Below are 20750 nucleotides of genomic sequence, written 5' to 3' on the forward strand. Positions count from 1 at the left end.
TGCATCATGGATCTTTCACGCATGAACGCCGGCCTCGGTGCGCTGGTCGCGAAGTACCCTGTGGGCGAGGCAGGCGAACTGATTGCCCAGCCGGACCAGGAGGCGGGGGTGCCGGTCGCGCTGCGGCAGGCTGATGGTCAGATTGCTTCGCTGCTGCCGTGGCGGGTGGAACGGCGGTTCGTTGAACTGCGCAACATCGTCGAGGGGGGCACGCTCGAATCGCTTTCAACCCTGCGGTTCGCGTGGATGCGTGCCGATACCCCGTTGCAGCGTTTGCTTTATCGTGAGCTGGATTTGTGCACCTTTCTCGGGGGCTCGCCGCCGGTTGAGGTCTTTTCGGTGATGGCTGGCTCGTCGGTGGTGAATGTGATTGTTCGGCTGGCGGATGGCAAGATCGCCAGCCTCGAATGTTCCAACCGCCTGCCTGCTGGCAGTGGCGATCTGGATCGTCACGAGCTGATCGCCCGACGCGGCATTGCCTGTGACCGCGTGGTCGATACGCAAGTGCCGCAGTCTTCTATTTACGTGTTTGCCGGGGAGGGCGAGCGGCGTTTTCAGGATGATGACATGGAGCTTTACGATTTGCCCGCCGACGAGAGGCGACTGGTTCGTGCGGCCTTCCATCTGCTTCAGCAGCCGAAGTATGTGGATCAGTGGAATCAAATACATGTTGCGCTGGAGCGGGCGGTAAGCGGTGTGGTTGAGTCGGCCGACACCGGGCGGCGGGTGGAACTGAAGGAGGTGGCTGTATGAAACCGTTGCGAATCGCGATGATGTCACTGACGCACGGGCATTCACGCAAGTACTACCAGACTTTGCGTGAAAACAAGAAGCTGGACTGGGTGGCAGCCTGCGCTGAAGATGACCAGGCATTGAACGTCTTTCGGCTGTATGAAAAGGATGTGCCGTGTTATCTGAGCGCCGAGGAGATGTTCGAAAAGCATCCCGAAATCGAAGCGGTGGTGATCGCTTCGAGCAACGATCGTCACCTCGATCAACTCAGCGACTGCGCCCGACGGGGTATTCATATCCTGATGATGAAGATCCCCAGCTTCGACCTGGCTGAGTATGACCAGATGATCGCCCAGGTGCGCGACGCTGGCATCGTCTGCCAGGTGGAACTCGAACTGCACTACAACCCGGTGGTTCGCAGGCTCAAGGAACTGGTCGCCAGCGGCGAACTGGGGCGCGTTCTTTCAATTCAGGCGACGAACATCACCCTCTCGCCCGTCTGGGCATTCCCGTGGCAAGGCGTGCCTGAAGTCAGCTACGGATCTCGGATGCCGCTGCGCGACGGCGATGCCCGCTTCCGAGGCGGCGCCCTATGCGATCATCCGCATGCGTTCGACCTGATCCGGCACCTCACCGGGGCGGAGTTTGAGTTGATTCATGCCGAGGTGGGTCCGAACCTTCGGCAGGACCTGGAAGTCGAAGACATGATGCTGGCCAACGGTCGAATGACCGACGGCAGTGTGTTTCTGATCGACCCTTCCTGGTCGCGCATGGAAGAGCGACTGACCGTGCCCGGGCCGGGGTGGGAGGTGTTCCCCAAGCGGATGGAAGTGAATGTGACCGTGGTGGGCGAAAAGGGAACGATCGCCTGCGATTGCTTCGGCCCCAACGTCTATCACAACGGCGGCCCGAACGATCGCTACACCGTGCAGTACACCTATTTCGACGAGTGGATCGGCATGATTGACGAGTTCGTTGATTGCATCCGTCACCAGCGGCAACCCTTGATCAATCTCGAATGGCATCGGCCGACGATCGAGACGATGAACGCGTGCTATGACAGCATACAGGCTCGCCAACCGGTTCGACTGGAAAGCGCCGGCGCGGTCGGGGAAGGCAATCGCGATTGAAACTGGCGATGACATCCTTCGAATAGTCGAAAATCGCAAATAGTTTGGCGTTTAAATCATTGTTGGCCGTAATCGCGATCACTATGATCAATTCGGGTCATTTATGTCGGGCGTCTGGAATGAGTGGCTGCCCCCTGTGAGATGACATGGATTGTCCGGGGTCGGCTTCGGCCTAATCGGACTGCCGACCTGAGTCAAAACAGCCGCTCGGCGATGATTCTGTTGTTGAAAGGATGTATGCATGTCCAATTACCGTACGGCTTTTACACTGATCGAACTTCTGGTTGTAATTTCCATTATCGCTATTCTGATTGCCATCCTGCTGCCTGCGTTGGGGGCGGCGCGGGAATCGGCACGCGGGTCGGCCTGTCTGAGTCAGACCCGGCAGTTGGGCATCGCCATCCACATCTACGCATCGGACATGCAGCAGTACTTTCCCGGTGCGCGTACGGGCTCGGGCAGCAGTACGACAACCGTCAACGGGGTGACGTACAAGGCCGGCTATCCCAACTGGGCGCAACTGCTGCACATGGGCGACTACATCACCGGCGCGGTGGGGGAAAACATCCCCGGCCTCGCGGTCAGCAATAACCAATATGCGGTGCTGGGCGCGTTGAAATGCCCTTCGCTGGAGCCGAATGGCATCGGTCGATCGGACGACCCGATAGAGCCGGCCGCCATGTCGCCGCAATATGCGTCGTATATTTACAACGCCAATCATAACGCGTCGGATGCGACGGCAGGCTCGAAGCACTTTGGTGTGGGGCGTGGAAACGATGGTACGAACAACGGCACGTTGGCGTATGGCCAACAGACCGACTCGTTGCACAGTCCGTCGGCGACACTGGTCCTGGCTGATGGCAGTTGGAATCACTTGACAAGCATATACGCCGACCAGTGGCGAATGTTTCATCTGCGGCATCACGATCGCATGAATGCACTCTTCGCGGATGGTCACAGCAAAAGCATCGAATCGGTTCGTATGCAGCGGTGGATTCTGTTCAGCCGTGTGAGTCAATCGGAATGGCCCCATTCCTGGTAATCCCTCCATACTTTTCTCGGTATGTGAATTCATTGTGCGTTGATGACCTTGTTTCTCTGCTTGCGGAAATAGAAGAAGCTATGTTCCATAAATTGATCTGCCTGTCGATGCTGCCCGGCCTGCTGCTCACCACGGCGGTGATGGGGAGCGACAATCTGCTGACCAACGCCGGCTTTGAAAGCAGTAACCAGATCATTCCCGACGGTTGGGAGCGTGAGCAGAATCGGCCGAACGACCGCGTCTTCCAGACCCGCAACGGCGTGCTGCGCATGACCGAAGCGGGCGAGAGCGTGAACTATTACAACGCTGTCTCGCAGACCATCCCGATCGATGGGGGACAGTCGTATTACTTGCAGGTTGAGTACCGCATGGACCCGATGGAGTACCGGGGCGGCGTGTTTGTCTCGTACCTGGATGAGGATGGCAAACGCCTCGCGCCGGAAGAGTTTCTGCTTCACCGCAACCTGGCCCAGGGTTCATGGACGACGCTGTCTCGCGTGCTCACTTCACCCGACCCGATCAACACGCGGGCGATCAAGGTGGTGTTTGTGAAGTATGCGAAGGGCGATCATCCGGACAACGCCATCTATTTCCGCAACCCGGTGTTGGAGCCGTACACCGGCCAGGACAAAAGAGAAGCCGGGCAAAGCGAGCAAACGCGCACGCCAGCCGCCTCGTCTGCGTCCAACGAAGTGCCCGACCTTCCTCAAACCATATTTCCTCACAACCTGACCAGCACCCCGGCCGGCCGAACATATTACCTCGAACGAGGAGAGGTTGGCTTCCTGCGTCTGGACACAGCCAACCCGGCGATGCGTCGCAACATTCAACTGGAGGTCGAGGCGCCGGCGGGCGTCACGATCGAGCCCTACATGCACGGGTCTTCCGGGCAGGTGGAACTCGTGCCGGCCGTGTCGCGGGAGGGCAATCGGCATGTGTTTGAGATCGACCGAGCCTATAACTGGACGACATGGAGCAATGCACTGCTCTTCGCTGCCGACGATCGTGTGCCCGACAACTTCAACCTGCGCGTGACCATCACCGCGCCGGACCGATCGCAAAGTCGAACGTATGAGGTGCCGGTGGAGCAGGTTCAGGCCAGCCGTGCCGGTGCAGTGCCCGATCGTTTTGCGTACAGCGCCTGGCAGGCGTTTCCGGTCACGCGAATCAATCTGGACAAGTCGGAACACGAGCTTGCCCGCAGGCTGGACGACAACTGGCGTCGCAGCGGCTGGCAGCAACGACATGTTTTGCCCGCCACCTACATGGTGCCGCACCGGGTTCGACAGTGGCGGGGGCCTGACATTGATATTCGTGTTGGTGTGAGCGTGTCGGGCGCACCGACCAACCTGTATTGCGATTCCGCGCTGGCCGACGCGGGGCCGGACTATTTCGCCGACCTCATCCGCCGACAGAACGCCGAGGAGCGGGTCAAGCAGAATCAGTATTTCGAAATTGACTACGAGCCTTACGTCGAAGGCCCGGTCACGATGAGTTGTTTTTGTGAAACGTGCGTCACCTCTTTTCGGGAGCAGAATGACCTGCCTGACACGGTCACCGGGATGGATATTCTTCGCCATCACGAAAACGAATGGGTTGCGTTCCGCGTCGCACAGCGCGTTGAATCGGTGCGTGCGATGGTGGAGGGCATTAAGCAGATCAATCCGGACATCGCGTTTCACTTCTGTTCCATGCCGCTGCCGCCGAACCCGGACGAGGAAGCGGAGTACTTAAAAACCTATGGCATTGATCTGAGGCAATACGACGAGTTCACCGATCTTCACACGCCGATGAACTACACGTCGACGCTGAGTTTCTTCGCCAGCCTGGAGCGTGAAGCGCATCTGCTGAGCCGTCCGCGTGCGACGATTGTTTCCGTCGGCTGGTACGACACCTCCAACATCAATCCGCCACGTCGGGCCGCACACCTCTTTGCCGCTTTTTTCTGCGACAACGCTCATCCGTTGATCGGTCAGGGGTTGTTCGTTTCACAGGGCCATACGGTCGTGGCGATCAAGGACATGATGGCGGATGTGGCAGCCACGGAAGAGTTGTGGACGCAGGGGACGCTGGATGAGGGCGAGAACAAAGTGCCCGTGTCGCCTCGCTTTCGGGCGGAGGGGCAGTTTTATCATCTGTCGCGTACCTCGCCTGACGGCGAGCGTTGGGTCTGGGTGTTCAACAACCATCGTTCGGACGACATCTATGTGCAATTGCCCGCGATGAGCGGTATTTCTGAGGCGGCGGATCTGTTGGCGGAAGAGGTGTTGGAGGCGTACGACGGGGGCTGGACGCTTCGGATTGCCCCACTGGAATACCGCTTGATCCAGCTTTCGCCTGGCAGCGTTCATGCGGATTGGCCGAGCGTTTCGACAGCGGAGGCGGCGCAGGAAGAACGTCGTCGTTCGCGTCAGTGGGAAGAATCGCTTTACGCGCAGGAAGAGAACCAGATGCGCGTGGCCATGGAAGAAGCCGGCTACCGAGTGACCACGCCGACTCAGGAAATTCTCTTTGACCTGGACAACAGTGCCGAAGGCCTCTGGCAGGTTGAGGGCAAGCCGGCTGGCAAGGCGCTTGGGCGTGGCGTTTTCATGGAAGAGAATCGCGGCGCGTTTCGGCTGACCGGCCGACAGGCCGACGTGGTGTCGAGCGAGATTCTTGCGGATCGCGTGGAGGCGACGTTCCAGTACACCGTGCGCGAGAGCCCTTACGACGGACTGGTGATTCAGAAGACGTTCACCGTTATGCGCGATCAGCCGACTGTACACGTGCGCTACGAGGTGATTCCGGAAGGCGGCTTCCGCATGTTCCGGCTGCGGGCGGTGACGTTACTTACCATCGGCGATGATGTGGACGACCACCGCACCGTGCCGGAGCGCATGGAATATCAGGTGGGCGACATGATCGACACCAGCAGCAGTCACGTCAGCTTTGTCCGTGACGATGCCAAGTGGCCGAATGATGAGCCGTTTCTGTCAGAGTATGTTGACGAGCATCACGAACTGACTGGTCGGCGGTTCATCGCCCGCGACCGCGTGGCCGACGCGAGCATCACGCTGGAAGCGGACGGCGTAGATCAGGTGTTCGGCTGGCGATATGAGAACACCGCCACGCTTGAGCATGTTTACCCTGACGCTTACCCCACGACCGACCCGCACCAGATCAGCACCTGGGAAGCGAGTTGGACGTTAACCTATGCCCCAACGTCCGAGCCGTGACCCGGCCATCGCCCCATCCTCGCAATCGCCGACGATGCGGATAGGATGGTCAGGCGAAGGGCTCGGGCACAAGCGGGGTGATTGCGTTCGCTATGAATGCACACCACGTTCGGCTGTCGCCCAGCCGGGCAGGTTCGTCTTCCCGGGCAGGTTGCCGGGCAAGAGGGCAAGTGAATGCATTCGATTCTGACGTTGAAAAAAAAGGCTGGTCAACTGCCGCTGCCGCAGCGTTTTTTTTCCGGCCAGCTTTTGCCTGAACAGGTCGCGCTGCCGAACAACATTCTGATTTTTTGCCACAGTTGGCCGACCGCTCACGCCCAGGTCCACCCTCGCCATGTGCTCGTCATTCCCTTTGAACGGCTGACGTACTATGTGGATCACCAGCAGATCGATGTCAGCCCCGGGCAGGCGATATTTCTTCGGCCGTATCAGAATCGCGCCGTACCGCATCAGACGTCATCCTGTGAGCGACTGCTCATCACGTTTGAAGTTCCCGCCCCGCAGCCTTACCTGCCTGACTCGCCTTTGAACCAGTTGAGCGAGCGGGCGGTTCCGCTGGTCGGGCAGATGATCGACGCTTTTCTGGCGCAGGATGTGGTGACATGCTCGATCACCTTGGCGCAGATACTCACGGATATCGCCAACCGGCCGATCGATGTTCCCCTGAAGAAGCTTTCGCTCGCGGTGGCCGACACCCTACGCTGGATCAATGACCCTTCCACCTACGGGATGGGCATCAAAACGATTGCTCAGAAACTGGAAATGTCTCCGAGCAATCTGAGGCGGGTTTTTCGAAGCGAGATGGGCGTCAGCCTTGGCCAATATATTCGCAACCACCGCATGGGGATGGCCAAGCACCAGTTGCGCCGCACGAACCTGAGCATCGGCCAGATTGCTATCCATTGCGGCTACAGCTCCATCTACGCTTTCAGTCACGCTTTCAAAGGCGTGGTCGGCCAGTCACCCAATCAGTACCGACAGCAGCATATCGAAGCGGACGCCGACCCCGCGAAGGGCATCGGACACCGACGACGGGCCAGCGATACCTGATCGAGTACCGGGGCCGTGCGTCCATGCACGCTCAACGCCCTGCGTGATTTCGTTGGCAGACGTTTATTCGATTGTCCAATGTCCGGGCTGGTCGTTGAAGTCCAGACGAATGATGCGTAGCCATCAACCTGGCGGCCCATAAGTATCCGAGGAACTGTAGAAATCCGAGTCAAAAATGAGCGGCGTTTCCGATGGGCGAGTTAGTGCAACATGTCCTCTGTAAATTCACCGGTGTGAGGCTGGGGGAACGGTTAAATCCTGTGGATGAAGCCATGATCAGGCGGCGGCTTGTTTCTCTCCATCGGTGAAGCGGATGCCGGCGATCACGTCGCCGATCAGTTCGTGACCATTCAGGCGACGGAAGCGTTTCCAGGCGGTCTGCTTGCTCTCGTGGGGCTGGTGCTGATGTGCGTCGCACTACCCTTCATTGTTTTCCTCGGTCTCCTGGTCTGGGTCAGCTTCTAGTTTTGGACACAGGCGACCTTGGGACCACAGGTCGAAACCCGCTACGGCTTCAAGCTGGGCACCCCAAACATTCATGGCAAGGGAGAGCTCCCAAGTGGATCCAGTCACGGGTTAGGCCAATTCACTTGAGCGTGTCCAAACCGCCGTCAGCCGCAAGCAGCGTGCCCTGCGTTGCGGACGACGAGCATCGCATGCCGCTGCTATTCCCAAAGCGTGGTAGGTGTAAGTTCATACACATGAACGTCGTCGAACCACGTCACATTCTCTTCGCCAGCACGACCTGTCGCAAAAAGGATGATAGCCATTTCGTGAGCTCGGTCAGGGACCGTCAAGACAGTGACCGCACGCTGCCAATCATCATCGGTCTGTGTAACCGCATCGAACTGCGCTGTGATGTCGTAATACGCCAGGATCCTGTGGCCTGTGTGCTGACGCCATTGAATCCGTACAAAGGGCGTGACCTCGCCCTGCAACTGGGCATGAGCTTCGACAATAAGCTGCTGGCCAGGCTTCACATCAAGAACCTGAATAAATGCGCCGTGCTGCACGCCCACTGCTTTGGCTGAGCCAGCTCGGGTTCGCCCTTTGCTTTGATCCCACTTAAATGTTCCGTGAGAGTAGTCTCTTTGCCAACTGCTCCAGTGAGCGGGCAGGCCCTCGCTATCCCAGTCGGAGGCCATTACGTCTGGCTGGTCTTCACCTGTTTGGGTGAAATCAGAATTACGAGCCAGATTGGAAAGCTTCCCTTTCTCCTTCAGTCCGCCGACCGCGTCCGCCGCCGTACGCATGGGATGGCGCGCCCAGGCAAAGGCATGCTCAATACCCGGCAGCGCGTCCTGCCAGCTTACGCCGCTCTGACGTTCAGCATGCCACTGCGTGGATGATGTCTCAAACCAGTGCGATCTTTCACCCCAGAGCCAGACGTATTCTTCCGCAATGGCCAAGGCGTTGGTAAGGTTCTGGCGAAGTCGTTCCACTGGAGGCTGGCCAAAATCGTTGACGCGCCACCGTTCACCTGTCGGATTGATGTAAGCGTCCAGGTAAATCGCTGCTCCGACCTGCACCTGGTTCTGGTATTTTTTGCGATTCTCAGGGGCAACCAGACGCATCGCCTCGAAACGCATGTCATGATATACACGCAGAAATTCTTGAGTGCTGTTCGTCAGGTACGTATCTTCTACGCCTTCGACAAGCGTGGCGTCTGGAGGAAGTGCATCGAGCATCCCGTTGAAAAAGGCGGGATATAACCCGTAGTCGTCATGCTCCAGAATCACATTCGGATCTGTGGCGGTCAAAGCCGCCATGTTGTAGCTGAGAAAGCGAAATCCCAAGATAGTGATGCCAGGGAAATGTTCAGCAATGGCGGACATGGTCTCACGCCCGCGCATTCGAGCCATCTCCTGATACTCAGCAAATGAATGAGCTGCGTCAATCGAATACCTGAATTGATGCTGTCGATAAGATTCGGGGTCGAACGCAAATCCGGTGAGCCCGGTATCCTTCGCGAGTTCGGCCATCAACGCGAGATTATTGGCGACAGCGTGCCATCCCTCGTCATCGAACCACTCCACATTGCCAGGTGTAACGTTGATACGAATAAAATTGTCACTGAAGCGATCGAACTCAACGGCATGCAGATCCTCTCTTGCCTGATCGAACCAATCCCGCTCCCAGGTCCATTTCTGCCATATTTTGCGTGTATTGCATGTTTCATCAAGCGATTCCGTACCAGTCTGGCCACGAATGACAATCGCCGTACCATCAAGCGGATTATGCTCCATCTGGTGCAATTGTTTCCGCACAAACGCTGTGTCCGGCGTATCCCATCCATTCGCGATGATCTTCTTGCCCTCCGCATGGTATCGATAGACTGGTCCGTATTGGCTTGAGTCCGGGACCTCCGCATTTGAAGGTGTTACATCGAGCCACATCCCTGTTGCCATGGTCAGTCCAATCGAAAGTTTAAGTGTTAAATATAGATTATTCATATCGAGAATCCCTTGTTTATCGGCGCTTGACGCCGAGGCATGCCACGTGTGATGGCCTGAAGTCATATCAGATGTAGCTACCGCCGTACTTCACCACGCCCTACTGCAGGGGAGGCTTACCAGTTCCCGCCGGTCCAGAATGGGTCTGCGTTCCATTGTGTTTGCATAAAGTCTTGTCGCACCGGCCCGGCGTGGCCGTCCACATACGCGATGTTGTTACCGTCGTTGTGCGGATATACGAAATTGGGGAGCATGTTCGCGTGTACAGAGGAGGTGTAGTACCACGCGTTTTCGCTCGCCTCGAACGACGCTTGGTCGCCGTCGAAAAAGAATGACATCCGAGACGGCTGCCTGATTTGGTCAATATCCGAAGCCAGGTTTGGGACCCACGGTTGATTGGTTCTGACAAAATCGAAGCTCATCCATCTGTTCATGGTGTATGTTCTGTGCCACGAATACGCTCCCGGGCCAAGCGTTGGGCAGGTAAGGATCGTATCTCCCGTGAAGGCGTCGTCCAGCGGAATGTATTCTTTCATGCCCGGCTGAGTGGGATGATTGCTCGTCTGCCACCAGACGCTATAAGGAAACTTGCCATTTGAGTCGAATGCGTAGTTCCGACCAGCCAATCCCACCTGACGTAATTGACTTAGGCACTGGACTGCTTGTGCTGTTTCTCGAGCCTTACTCAGAGCGGGCAACAGGATGGCGATTAAGAGCGATATAATACTGATCACTACGAGTAGTTCGATCAATGTGAAACCGTGGCCGATGCGATGCAAATGAAGTGTTCGAATCATAATTGGCCCTTTCCAGTCCATCACTGGACTTAGTGTTTGTAACAATTGACATATGATTTGTGCCCGAGTGCGCAGCTCGATGCGCCCGCCAGCTAAGCCGGTGATCCCATTAGATGGTCAAGTATGTGCATTTCCAGCTGTTCATAATCACGCTGGGCCACATGCTGTTTAAGGGCATCTTCATCAAGTGACCGCACTTTCTCGACCAACATCAGAAAAATGCGACGACTGTTGACCAAGTGCTGTATGGCGGTGTCTGTTCGTTGCGTTCGCATCGCCTTAACATCGACCCCAATGAATCGATCAGTTTGAGCATAGCCCCCTTGCTCCAGCACGCGGACCTGGTTGAACGCTGCGCGAAGGTTCACGGAACCGAACGACTTGTCCTGATCAAACTTCAGCCCGTTCTGGTCGTTCAGGTGGACACCCCAGAGTCGGTCCGCCGCCAAAGCGAAAGCCATTTCGTCGGAAGGATCGAGGCCAGCAAGAATCGCATGGGCAGTTTCAATCAAACCACCGACTCGACTCGGGTCGCATGTACGGGATCCCAGCGCCAATGCGTGTCCAATCGTGGGGATGTAGGTGTGATCCATTGGTTCATTCGGCTTCGGCTCAATGGCGACCCGAATGGATGGGTTGTACTCAAGAATGGCATTGATCGCCTGAACAAGCAGATGGTGTGCTTCGATCGCCTGTTTGGATTCGCGGATGTATGTACCCTCTCGCGCGAACCAAAGAACGATCAAATCAGTGCCAAGTATTTCGGCGATATCCACCGCCTGGCGGCTACGGCTCAATGCCCATGTCCGCACTTGCGGATCATTGGCGGTGAAGGCACCATCGATCCCCTCTGGCGCTTCCCAAAGGCGTGGGGCTACGAACTCTGCGACCAGCCCCTCGCTGTCCAGCACATCCCGCATTTCCTTGGCAGTGTTGGCAATCTGCGATGACGACCGTGAATCGAGTTCGGGGACAACGTCGTCATCGTGCAGTTGAACGCCGTCGAAACCCAGTGCTTTGTACTGAGTGAGTTTATCGACGACAGTCGTATCGCCGCGAACTGCCGGGCCGAATGGATCCGCGCCTTCGTGGATGTTCCAGGGGCCGAATGAAAATCGATATCCCATACCGTCAGTTGCCATGCTTATGCATCTCCCAGACTCAGAGGTGTTCAAGCCTCTGTAACCATGTTGCGCCGCGCGAGAGCGTGCCATTCGGGTAGATCGTTCGGCCCGGGGTAGCGATCCTCATCGCGCGCCATGGGCCACATGTTCGCCTGAAGCTGCTGATAGTAAACGTGCATTGTCATCGCTTGAGCACGACCACTCGCAAGGACGCGAGGCAGCAGCTTTTCATGCACGGCGTATCCCGTGCCCTTGTTGAACGCGAGATACTGAGGATGACAGACCAGGTTGTACGGGACTTTTGCTTCGACACAGGCTTCCCATAAACGCCAGCCCAGATCGGCAAAGTCTTCAACTTTCTCGCGTGGTACTTTAAATGCCACGTCGTCAAGAATCGGAATCTCGACCAGCGCCCCCTCTCGGTATGGACATTTCGGGCCCTCCAATCGCAAGGGATAGTCATACTGTCCCGCGCTCCAGCGCCAGCCCGTCATGCTCACCAGGCGGCTGCTGGTCCACTTGAACCCGAGGTTCGCTACCGCGGTATACATGTTGGCACAGAATGAACCACAGCCTGGTCGATAGCCTGCCGACGGCACGCCAAACGCGTCAATCCATTCCGCACGTCCCCAACCGATGTGCGCTTCAAGCGCATCGACCTGCCACATTCGTTCATAGACGAAGCGGTTTTGGCTGTAGTCAATCTTTACCGCCTCCCCCATAAGGTCGAACATGCGCAGATCCGCCGTCCCATTTTCAATGCATTTGTGCGTGACGCTGTGCTGATGCACCTCATGCCCGTCCGCCATTGCCTGCTTGAGCAATTCAACAAGCTTGGGGTCATTGGTCAGATGACGATCACCACCACGGATCGGTACAACGAAGAAGGTGCCCTTCAGGTCGTACTTCGTGAGAAAATCAAGTTGGCGCGCCATGTCGTCGTACTGGCCGCAACTGATGTCGTCGTTCGTCCAGAGAAAAGGGATCATAGATTTCATGCTTTCTGCACTGCGTGAGATGCAAGCAACTCGGCATTCAAGGCGACTTTCGCAAAAATGCGACCGATTGTTCGCGCGGTCTCGGCATCGACGTCAAGCCAGGGATGACTGAGTCCGAACACGCGATCAACTGCCGTTTCCTCCGAAACGGGGCATCGACCCTCTGCTACGCGGTAGGCGTTTATGGGCAGGTTATAAAGTGCATGCCGGTAGACGGGGCCGTACGTCCCTCCCACGCGAAGCCCCTCGGCCGCCAGAGCTTCCAGCAGAATAGGTCGCGGCACATCCAACAGCGGTTCCTGGTCCGCCAGCATGAGCAGATTGTAATAGCCTTGGAGGGTCGCCTGCCGTCCCCGCGACTGAACTCGGAATCCAGGCACGTTGCTCAACTCCGCTTCGATGATGTCGCGCGTCGCGTTGTATCGCTTTAGGCGGTTGTCGATACCGTGAAGTTGCTCATGGAGAATCACTGCCTGAAAAGCGGTCGCACGATAGTTGTGGCAGACCAGACCGACGCCGGGACCGACACCCGGGACGCCTTGCTGTTCGTCGGCAGCATAGCCGATGTGTTTGATACGGAAGATCCGTTCGGCCAGTCGATCATCATTCGTCAGGCATATCCCCCCCTCGCCACTGGACAAAGTTTTGGACTGCTGGAAACTGAACGACCCCACGTCCCCCCAACTGCCTACGCCTCGCCCCGCCCACTTGCCGCCCTGCATGTGAGCACAATCCTCGATCAGCGCCAGGCCATGCCGTTTTGCCACGCGTGCAATCGCTTCAAGATCGGTCATCCCGCCATAAAGATGTACCGCAATGATGGCACTGGTTCGCGGGGTCACGGCGGCCTCCGCGGCAGCGGGGTCAAGGCAGAGCGTGGTTGGCTCCACATCCACGAACACCGGCGTCGCACCGACATAGTGAACAGCCATGGCGGTCGCCATCCATGTCAAAGCCGGTACGATTACCTCATCGCCCGGCCCCACCTTCATGGCCGCCAGGGCCGACTCAAGCGTGACCGTGCCGTTGGCCATGAATATCCCATGGCTGGCGTCATGGTGTGCGGCGTAAGCGTCAGCGAACGCCCGCTCGGCGGGGCTATGAAACGACCACTGCCGGGACAAGTACAGATCCCGCAACCGATCGGCTGTCGTTTCGTCGACCGGCGGCCAGTTGGGCGGCACTAAAGGTGCAGGTGATACCGGGCTACCTCCAAGCATGGCCAAGGTTTCGAAATTGGAGGACATCGCGCATTCCTTTGTAAGATTCTCAAACACGGTCATCACATGGATGCCTTGTATTTACACGAGCATCAGCCTAAGCACCTCGTCCCGTTCCAGCCATGGAAAAGTGGCTTATGGCATGGACTTTTGTACGATGAATGTGGTAGGCCGGATTTCTGCCCACCGTCACGACGGAGAAATGCAAGCAATGGGACGACAAGAACCCGCAGATTGCGTCAGCAACTGGCTGCGTCGGGTCCTCGCGGTGCTGGCCCAGGCTGAGCTGACGATCAAGGCGTCGTCACGCCTGTGCGGGTGGAACCTCAAGCCGACGCACAGCCATGTGCAGCAGCAAAGACGCTATCTCAGCGGTCTGCATTGCCATGACTATCTGGAACTGTGTGTAACTGTCCAAGGCCAGGGCATCATGGAGATCGAAGATCGAAAGTATCGCATGATCGAACCGGCGATCGCCGTCCTGAATCCTGGCTTGCTGCACAGCGAGGGATTCGACCATCACAGGCACCGTTATGAAACGATCTGGTTTTCTTGGAGAAATGAGGGAGTCCGACTTCTGGTGAATGCTTACGAGCCTGGCGAAGGATGGTCTTGTCCGTGGACCACCACACTCTCCACACAACATCAGAATCGCTTGGCGAAATGGGCGACCGGCCTTGTTGATGCTTCGGCATTCGACGCAATGCGAGCGACGCTTCTGGCGGTTCTGGGCGACATGACATATCAGAATCACATGCAGAATCAGACGCCTCAAGGGATCATCACTGCGGGACACAAGCGTGTGCTGCACTGGGTCCGCCATTATTTAGACCAACACTACGCTCAACCAATCAATGTTGATCACATTGCAGAACTGACCTGTTACAGTCCCCATTACCTGAACACATTATTCGCTCAGTGGACCGGCCAAGGTATCCGCTCGTATCTCATCGCACGACGCATGCAGCAGGCGTTGGAGTTATGTCAGCACACCGACACAGCGATCCAGGATATTGCGGCCCAAGTAGGATATGATGACCCACTCTATTTCAGTCGGGCGTTCAGACGATATCACGGTTATCCTCCATCGCAAGCAAGGCCGTAGCGTCTCCAGGAGACGGCTGTACGCTAAGCAGAGGACCGAATTCAGACACTGGCCAACGCCCACCGGCTGGGCGACGGCTGCCAGAGAATGGCGACGGGTGTTCTTTGGGCGGCAGTCGGTCGTTGGCTTGGCAGTCGGCAGGACGAACTTAGCTGAGTCAGCCTCGCCTGGTTGTTGTTGGTCGATCAGCGTCGCGAGCAGCGACTGAGCGTCGCGTCCGCCAACTGGCTCGCCGCTACAAGTTGCAGACCGTCGCACAGGCACCTCGCCAAGGCGTGGCCACGATCTACAGGACCGCAGACTGGATCGTGCAAACCCTCAAGCAGATTGTTCAGGCTCACCGAGCGGTGAAGCCCCACGCAACGGGGCAGCAGGTGCCCCGTCTAGGTGAATGGAAACCTCTTCCTTTATTTTCTGCTCAGATTACGTGGGAAAGGATGTTGCGGAACGGCTTCCAATCACAGATGGTGCATGATGGCCGCAAGATGAACAGCCGTTTCCATCCTCCATGACACGTATCCATGATCACTTGAAATCATGTACGGCCAGCAGCTCCAGAAGCAAATTTCGATGCGTTGGGATGTACCATGTGAATGTGCATGCTGATTCTAGGCAAGCACGATTCACAACGCGGGGCATCACCCACATCAGGATGACGATTTCGGCTAGGTTATGGTTCATTCAGCGTAGATTCGATCTTGCCGATAGGGGAAGTATGAGCGTGGATTTTGCCGCCAAGGCGATCAAACGGAGTTGATGCTGGCAACTGGATGAGGCTAACGGATCCGAGGGTGCGTCCGGTTCAAATCGTCAACACGTTTCGAGAGTTTATGAAAGATGTGCGATCCAACACTTTATAGCAGTGCCGAGCAAGACGATTTATCCGTCTACTTTCAAAACTGGGATGGTGAATGGCGTCAGATCGACCCTGAAGGCAATATCACATATCACCCTAATCGCCCCGCAGCATTGACAAAAGCAGCTATTGCCTATTCAATTGCGAAAGCGTTATCCCGATGACCATGTTATAAATCGCATAATCGAATCTTGGCTCCAGGTATGTTCTGTCGCAATCAGTTCAGCAGTGCTTACGGAGCATGCAGGTCTCCCTCCCGCTCAAGCCAGTTCACCACGTTACTGCCAAATTGTATATGAACCTTTGCGGTCCAAGGTGCATGAGGATGGTATCCTTGCTGTGTTATGGCGTGTGCGTATTCACGGCTTTGCTTCAAATTATGAAGAGTGACGTTCATCTATTGTCAACGATGATAATCCAGCACGACATGCATGCATATTCTCAAACGACCGTCTGAGAATACCGGCGACGGCGACGCCGAAGGCCATTTGATGAGGTCGAGAATGAGGATCGCCGGGGAACGTTCGGGAATAGCCGGTCAAGGCATTCGGCGGTTGGCACTGAGGCGGATGCGACGCAGCAGGAAATCCGCTCCGGGTCGCTTCAACGCCCCGCTGAGGATTCGGAAGACGACGGCTTTCTCCACCTGGCCGTCGCAGTAGAGATCGAGAATCGAGCGGGGCTGGTAGGCCGGGTTGTGCTGCATGGAGCAGGCCCGGCAGACAGGGACGATGTTGGCTGGCACCAGCGGTGCCATCTCGGTTGTGGGAAACAGACGGCACGCGGTCACGGCCAGGCGGTTGCAGTAGGCACAATGACCTTGATGGTCGATGATCAGGTCAAGGAACTGCTCCCACGTGCAGTCCACGAGGACGCCATGGCGGTTGGCTTTGACCTTCTGTTGTCGAAACCACGAGCCAAGACGGTAGTTGTTCAGGTGACTAGGCAGATCGTTCAGGCGAGAATTGCGAACCATGGTGGTGCTTCCTTTCCCTATGTTTGCCTTCCTTCCTCCCTCGTGACGTTCCCGATCCCGTCCGCGTGGACGTGATCCCGATACGTTTGGCCCTGCAATGCCACCGCCGCCCTGGCGGAAGCCAGGCCGGCGGCGGTGTTGCGGCGGATGACCATGGTGATGGTCCACGGCGTGCTTTTGTTCACGGTCGCCCTGATGATCGATCAGACGGATCACGCCGCGATGCACGCGTTCGACCGTCACCGCTCCCCGCATACCGTGCAGCGTCAGGCGAACGATCGACAGTCGACGCACCGGGTTCGAATCATCGGATGGTGGATGCAGGGGTTGAATCATGACGGCCATTGGATGCCAGGCGAATCGGCGGCACAATTGCACAGCGAGGGGTATGCGGGGGCTACCGTCGTCGATGCTTCCGCTTGAGATAACGCGGCAACGCCACATCCAGCGCGCCATCGCCGAGAGCGTGTTGCCGTGGGCGGCGTGCAGCCGGGGCGTGCGGTCCTGCAGGATTGGCCAGCGACCTTCGGTGTAGCGGAACTTCGCCGCCGGATCGGCGATTCGTGTGCACGGCCAGACGCTGGCGGTGTTCTGCACCACCTGGGCATGCGGCTTGTCGCGGTGACGCCGCAACGCCCGACCCACCATCTGAATGGTGGGTCCTTTGGAAGCCGGTCGGGCGAAGACGGTTGTCAGGGCCGGGTTGTTAAACCCTTCGGTAAGCACCTGCACGTTGAGCAGCACATCGACCTCGCCCCGGTTGAACGCGTCGATCTGGCGGTCCTGTTCGCTGTGGCCGTGCACCACCTCGCAGCGGACGCCGCCTTCGCGAAGCAGCCGGGCACAGCGGAAGCATTCATCGAGCGAGAGGAAATAGCCTACGCTCTGGCCCCACCGCCGCCGCTGTTCGAGGTAGAGCCGGGCCAACTGCTCCGGCGTCCACGGCCCGTCAAAGATGTACTGGTGATACGGCGAGAGATAGCCCGCTTCAATCAGCTGTGACAAGCCCGCGTCGCGGATGACCTTGCTGAAACACAACGCCAGCTGATTCGTGCGAAACGGCGTGGCGGTCGTGGCCAGGTGCAGCTTCGGCTTGACCTTGGCATAGACCGAGGCGGAACTGTCGCTGGCGGCATGGTGTCCCTCGTCTTCGATGAGCACCTCAAAATCGGTGGGCGGGTTCTGCTCAAACAGGCTGAAATATCGGATGGGTTTGAAACCAATCAATCGCTGGTTGTCTGCCTCGGCCTGATGCAGCAGATGACGCCGCATCGCCGTCCACCCCGACCGCCACCCGTAGCGGCGGTGCAGGGCCTGGGCGATCAAGTGGGCCATGATCGTCTTGCCGCTGCCGGTGGGACTCTCGATCAGGATGCTGCGGTGCCCCTCGTCCACCGCCGCCAGGGCCTGCTCGATGATCCGCTGTTGATAATCGCGTGGTTCGAGCATGGCATCAATCCTCGTTAGGCAGCAGGATGGTGAGTACCGGCTCGCCTTCGTCGCCAGGTCCGCAGATGACCTTGAGCGTGACGGTCTCCTGGCGTTCCGGCTCCATCAGGAAAATCACCTGAAACAGAAGCTGATCCTTGCGGCGGGAGCGACGGATCGCGTGGTAGAGCATCCACAACAGGTCATGCCCACGCCCGCGTTCGGATTGACCCAGCGACCGCAACCCCTCGCGAGGGACGACGTAGCCGTGCCACACCGCCGCCGTGCAGGCCACCGGGCAGTGGAAGCCGGTCTCTTTCGCCCATTCGGTGAGATCAACGAGCACGCCATCGGCCAGGGCCTGCTGGCGGGTGTAGCGATAGATGATCGGATCGGATTCGGGGTGCGTCTCGGCCATGGGGCCCTCCGTCGTTGGGAAGATTCGCAGGTCTCCGGTGCCTGCTTACCCATCCATGGCACGACGCGGGGGCAGCGATAATGTGGTTGTTGCTGCTGGGCATCGCCAGCAGAGGCAGACCGGGGCCCTGCCTGGGGGGGGGGTAGGGAGAGGGGTAAGGGAAGTATGGCGGAGACGGGGGAGATATGGCCGATCCTCCGCCGATGTGGTTCTCGGCGAACGTTGCACTTCCCGTGGAAGGGCCTCTGGATAACGACCATCCAGACACCTTGCCCCAGAAGACACTTGACTGGCGGGCCGGGACGGCCGACAATATGTACAGAATTGCGTACATTGGAGTCCGCCATGCGAACCGCCAACATCATGCCCTTCACCGAGCACCGCCAACACCTACGCGAACACTTCGAGCAGGTGAAACGCAGCAACCACCCCCTGATCGTGACCACCAATGGCAAGCCCGCTGCCGTCGTGATCAGCCCCGAACGCTACGATCAACTCGCTGAAGCGGAAGAACGCCTGCAAAGCCTGGAAATGATCGACAAGAGCATGCAGGACATTCAGGCCGGTCGCACCCAGCCGATGCGAGACGCCCTCCGCCAGATCGCCGACGAACAGGGTGTGAAGCTTGAGCGGTGATCATCCCTACAAGGTGGTCGTCACCGAGACGACGCTGGATGCGATTCGATCCGCCGTTCGGTAATCGCCATTGAAGAGAAAGCCCCGCTCAACGCTCAGCGTTGGCTTGAGGGGTTATGGGATGCCGTGGACACGTTGGAGACATGGCCCACGCGTTGCAGCCTGGCTCCGGAAAACGCATATCGCCCCTTCGAAATCCGCAAGCTCAACCACGGCAGCCACCTGATCCTGTTCACCATCAACAAAGAGCAGGCGACGGTCTATGTAATTGGTCTGCGTCACGGGATGCAAGAACCCGCCTCAAGAGGAGCTCCCTGCTACATCCACCGATATTCGACGAGGGTGACTGGGCAAGAATGTAAGAATTTTGACTGCAATACCGACAATCACTGCACTAAATGCTTATCGATGACAAGGCCATCGGTGAAAGAAAGACAGATGACCACCATCGACGCAATAGCGATTACCAAAATCCACATTACCCAGGACGTCTTTTGCAAATGCTATGTCCCCAGAAACGTCTGCCTATACAGTATTGGTAATGCGTACGCGTACGCGTGAGAAGATATCCACGGTTTGTAATCCCATTGATTCCTCGGCGACATATCAGCGGTTGTTGAAACATAGTAAAAGGGCGGGTTACATCGGTGGCCACATCATCAGCACGGCGGCAATGCAACTCGGTGATACTTGCGTCGGTGCGACGTAGTCTTGCATTTCGCCGTATCGTTGACCGACTTCGACTTCGACTTCGACTTCGACTTCGACTTCGACTTCGACTTCGACTTCGACATCGACTTTGAGGTCAACGTCTGAGAAAGCGATGAGTACGATTAGCATTCAATTTAAGTTGGCGGAACTGCTCCAAGAAATGCAGGCGAGTGAAGGGGTTGCTGCCCAGCCGCCCTTAGTGAATACAAAACGGTGCAACGCATCCTCAAGCGAGCCAAGGTGTCGCGATGGACGCCCGCGTTCCAGGTTCTGCGGGCGTGTGCTGAAGTGGATTTCCTACAGCTCGGCCTCAGTGAACGGCTCTACACGCGGGCCATCGGCCACAGCCCGGAAGTGAGTCGCAAGTATTATCTGGACAAATTCGAAAAGACCGTGCTGGAAGATCAGGAACGCAACGAATATCTCGCGGCATTGAAAATTGCGGAAAGCCGGATCGTCAAAGCGGCGGGGTGATTAGCCCCTTCCCCCATCACGGGGACTGGACGGTTCGCACCCAATCCGCCGGGTTCATCACGCGGACGCCTCGGCGATGCCGAGCGGGGAAGTGCTTGATGTTGCCGACGATCGTGTGGTCAATCTGTCATGTCTCGCATGCCGGAGCCCGATAACCGGGAAATCAGCAAAAACCCTACAACCTGCTCAGGATCCCCAGGCCGATCACCGAAGAACAACGTGTCGGTTCATCAGTTTTGAGAACTTGCACCTCCACATGGCCACCGCAGTGTGTGAAGTTTTCCGGTTTTTTTACCACACGAAAAAGGGTTTGGTTATGCCTGGTTATTATCACATTCTTTTCAGTTCCGTTGGCCAACGGGCCACATCGTTCCGCCGTTGG

Annotated in this window: 18 protein-coding genes; 10 read left to right on the forward strand and 8 right to left on the reverse strand. The window is 57.4% G+C overall.

The window, feature by feature from the left end:
• The first annotated feature begins 6 nt into the window (after positions 1-6).
• From ACERK3_10690 to ACERK3_10705, 4 genes are all read left to right on the forward strand, one after another.
• Positions 7-753 (forward strand): hypothetical protein, encoded by a 747-nt coding sequence (locus tag ACERK3_10690; protein MFA9478763.1) that lies wholly within the window; start codon positions 7-9, stop codon positions 751-753.
• On the forward strand, positions 750-1862 hold the full coding sequence (locus ACERK3_10695) for a Gfo/Idh/MocA family protein (GenBank protein MFA9478764.1): 1113 nt from the start codon (positions 750-752) through the stop codon (positions 1860-1862). Before ACERK3_10690 ends, ACERK3_10695 begins: the two co-directional genes overlap by 4 nt.
• Before the next feature lie 241 nt (positions 1863-2103).
• A complete protein-coding gene (locus ACERK3_10700; GenBank protein MFA9478765.1) occupies positions 2104-2904 on the forward strand; it encodes a DUF1559 domain-containing protein in 801 nt (266 codons plus the stop codon).
• Between the two features lie 80 nt (positions 2905-2984).
• Complete coding sequence (locus ACERK3_10705) at positions 2985-6122, forward strand: hypothetical protein (GenBank protein ID MFA9478766.1); 3138 nt, start codon at positions 2985-2987, stop codon at positions 6120-6122.
• Positions 6123-6212: 90 nt separating this feature from the next.
• On the opposite strand, the gene ACERK3_10710 is transcribed toward ACERK3_10705, so the two are convergent.
• Positions 6213-6572 (reverse strand): hypothetical protein, encoded by a 360-nt coding sequence (locus ACERK3_10710; GenBank protein MFA9478767.1) that lies wholly within the window; start codon positions 6570-6572, stop codon positions 6213-6215.
• Positions 6573-6647: 75 nt separating this feature from the next.
• Between ACERK3_10710 and ACERK3_10715 the strand changes: the two genes are divergently transcribed.
• Complete coding sequence (locus ACERK3_10715) at positions 6648-7172, forward strand: helix-turn-helix transcriptional regulator (GenBank protein ID MFA9478768.1); 525 nt, start codon at positions 6648-6650, stop codon at positions 7170-7172.
• A gap of 288 nt (positions 7173-7460) precedes the next feature.
• Positions 7461-7637 carry a hypothetical protein gene (locus ACERK3_10720; GenBank protein MFA9478769.1) on the forward strand — a complete coding sequence of 59 codons (177 nt, stop codon included), beginning with the start codon at positions 7461-7463 and terminating at the stop codon, positions 7635-7637.
• A gap of 200 nt (positions 7638-7837) precedes the next feature.
• Here the strand turns inward: ACERK3_10720 and ACERK3_10725 are convergent, their stop codons facing one another.
• The 5 genes from ACERK3_10725 to ACERK3_10745 all read right to left on the reverse strand — a co-directional run bounded on the left by ACERK3_10725 (position 7838) and on the right by ACERK3_10745 (position 13827).
• Complete coding sequence (locus ACERK3_10725; protein ID MFA9478770.1) at positions 7838-9625, reverse strand: hypothetical protein; 1788 nt, start codon at positions 9623-9625, stop codon at positions 7838-7840.
• Between the two features lie 116 nt (positions 9626-9741).
• Positions 9742-10422 (reverse strand): type II secretion system protein, encoded by a 681-nt coding sequence (locus tag ACERK3_10730; GenBank protein MFA9478771.1) that lies wholly within the window; start codon positions 10420-10422, stop codon positions 9742-9744.
• 92 nt (positions 10423-10514) lie between these two features.
• A complete protein-coding gene (locus tag ACERK3_10735) occupies positions 10515-11564 on the reverse strand; it encodes a TIM barrel protein (protein MFA9478772.1) in 1050 nt (349 codons plus the stop codon).
• Between the two features lie 29 nt (positions 11565-11593).
• Positions 11594-12535 (reverse strand): polysaccharide deacetylase family protein, encoded by a 942-nt coding sequence (locus tag ACERK3_10740; GenBank protein MFA9478773.1) that lies wholly within the window; start codon positions 12533-12535, stop codon positions 11594-11596.
• Between the two features lie 5 nt (positions 12536-12540).
• On the reverse strand, positions 12541-13827 hold the full coding sequence (locus tag ACERK3_10745) for a DegT/DnrJ/EryC1/StrS family aminotransferase (GenBank protein MFA9478774.1): 1287 nt from the start codon (positions 13825-13827) through the stop codon (positions 12541-12543).
• On the opposite strand from ACERK3_10745, the gene ACERK3_10750 reads away from it, so the two are divergent.
• Positions 13763-14869 (forward strand): AraC family transcriptional regulator, encoded by a 1107-nt coding sequence (locus ACERK3_10750; protein ID MFA9478775.1) that lies wholly within the window; start codon positions 13763-13765, stop codon positions 14867-14869. The two genes, ACERK3_10745 and ACERK3_10750, sit on opposite strands and share 65 nt — an antisense overlap.
• 1394 nt (positions 14870-16263) lie before the next feature.
• Here the strand turns inward: ACERK3_10750 and ACERK3_10755 are convergent.
• Together ACERK3_10755 and ACERK3_10760 are read right to left on the reverse strand one after the other, a co-directional pair.
• Positions 16264-18150 carry a DEAD/DEAH box helicase gene (locus ACERK3_10755; protein ID MFA9478776.1) on the reverse strand — a complete coding sequence of 629 codons (1887 nt, stop codon included), beginning with the start codon at positions 18148-18150 and terminating at the stop codon, positions 16264-16266.
• Between the two features lie 4 nt (positions 18151-18154).
• Positions 18155-18547, reverse strand: a complete 393-nt coding sequence (locus tag ACERK3_10760) for a DUF6573 family protein (GenBank protein ID MFA9478777.1) — start codon at positions 18545-18547, stop codon at positions 18155-18157.
• Between the two features lie 345 nt (positions 18548-18892).
• Between ACERK3_10760 and ACERK3_10765 the strand changes: the two genes are divergently transcribed.
• The 3 genes from ACERK3_10765 (at position 18893) to ACERK3_10775 (ending at position 20368) form a co-directional block, all read left to right on the forward strand.
• Positions 18893-19183 (forward strand): type II toxin-antitoxin system Phd/YefM family antitoxin, encoded by a 291-nt coding sequence (locus tag ACERK3_10765; GenBank protein MFA9478778.1) that lies wholly within the window; start codon positions 18893-18895, stop codon positions 19181-19183.
• 69 nt (positions 19184-19252) lie between these two features.
• Complete coding sequence (locus tag ACERK3_10770) at positions 19253-19744, forward strand: type II toxin-antitoxin system RelE/ParE family toxin (GenBank protein ID MFA9478779.1); 492 nt, start codon at positions 19253-19255, stop codon at positions 19742-19744.
• Positions 19745-20107: 363 nt separating this feature from the next.
• A complete protein-coding gene (locus tag ACERK3_10775) occupies positions 20108-20368 on the forward strand; it encodes a hypothetical protein (protein MFA9478780.1) in 261 nt (86 codons plus the stop codon).
• The last annotated feature ends 382 nt before the right edge of the window (positions 20369-20750 follow it).

The sequence above is a fragment of the Phycisphaerales bacterium AB-hyl4 genome (assembly GCA_041821185.1).
Taxonomy (GTDB): domain Bacteria; phylum Planctomycetota; class Phycisphaerae; order Phycisphaerales; family Phycisphaeraceae; genus Natronomicrosphaera; species Natronomicrosphaera hydrolytica.

Coding starts and splice junctions, on each gene's coding strand:
- ACERK3_10700 (MFA9478765.1), top strand. CDS start 2,104: ATGTCCAATTACCGTACGGCTTTTACACTGATCGAACTTCTGGTTGTA.
- ACERK3_10740 (MFA9478773.1), bottom strand. CDS start 12,535: ATGATCCCTTTTCTCTGGACGAACGACGACATCAGTTGCGGCCAGTAC.
- ACERK3_10760 (MFA9478777.1), bottom strand. CDS start 18,547: ATGGCCGAGACGCACCCCGAATCCGATCCGATCATCTATCGCTACACC.
- ACERK3_10765 (MFA9478778.1), top strand. CDS start 18,893: ATGCGAACCGCCAACATCATGCCCTTCACCGAGCACCGCCAACACCTA.
- ACERK3_10750 (MFA9478775.1), top strand. CDS start 13,763: ATGGCCAAGGTTTCGAAATTGGAGGACATCGCGCATTCCTTTGTAAGA.
- ACERK3_10725 (MFA9478770.1), bottom strand. CDS start 9,625: ATGAATAATCTATATTTAACACTTAAACTTTCGATTGGACTGACCATG.
- ACERK3_10710 (MFA9478767.1), bottom strand. CDS start 6,572: ATGCGGTACGGCGCGATTCTGATACGGCCGAAGAAATATCGCCTGCCC.
- ACERK3_10755 (MFA9478776.1), bottom strand. CDS start 18,150: ATGCTCGAACCACGCGATTATCAACAGCGGATCATCGAGCAGGCCCTG.
- ACERK3_10735 (MFA9478772.1), bottom strand. CDS start 11,564: ATGGCAACTGACGGTATGGGATATCGATTTTCATTCGGCCCCTGGAAC.
- ACERK3_10695 (MFA9478764.1), top strand. CDS start 750: ATGAAACCGTTGCGAATCGCGATGATGTCACTGACGCACGGGCATTCA.
- ACERK3_10705 (MFA9478766.1), top strand. CDS start 2,985: ATGTTCCATAAATTGATCTGCCTGTCGATGCTGCCCGGCCTGCTGCTC.
- ACERK3_10730 (MFA9478771.1), bottom strand. CDS start 10,422: ATGATTCGAACACTTCATTTGCATCGCATCGGCCACGGTTTCACATTG.
- ACERK3_10745 (MFA9478774.1), bottom strand. CDS start 13,827: ATGACCGTGTTTGAGAATCTTACAAAGGAATGCGCGATGTCCTCCAAT.
- ACERK3_10690 (MFA9478763.1), top strand. CDS start 7: ATGGATCTTTCACGCATGAACGCCGGCCTCGGTGCGCTGGTCGCGAAG.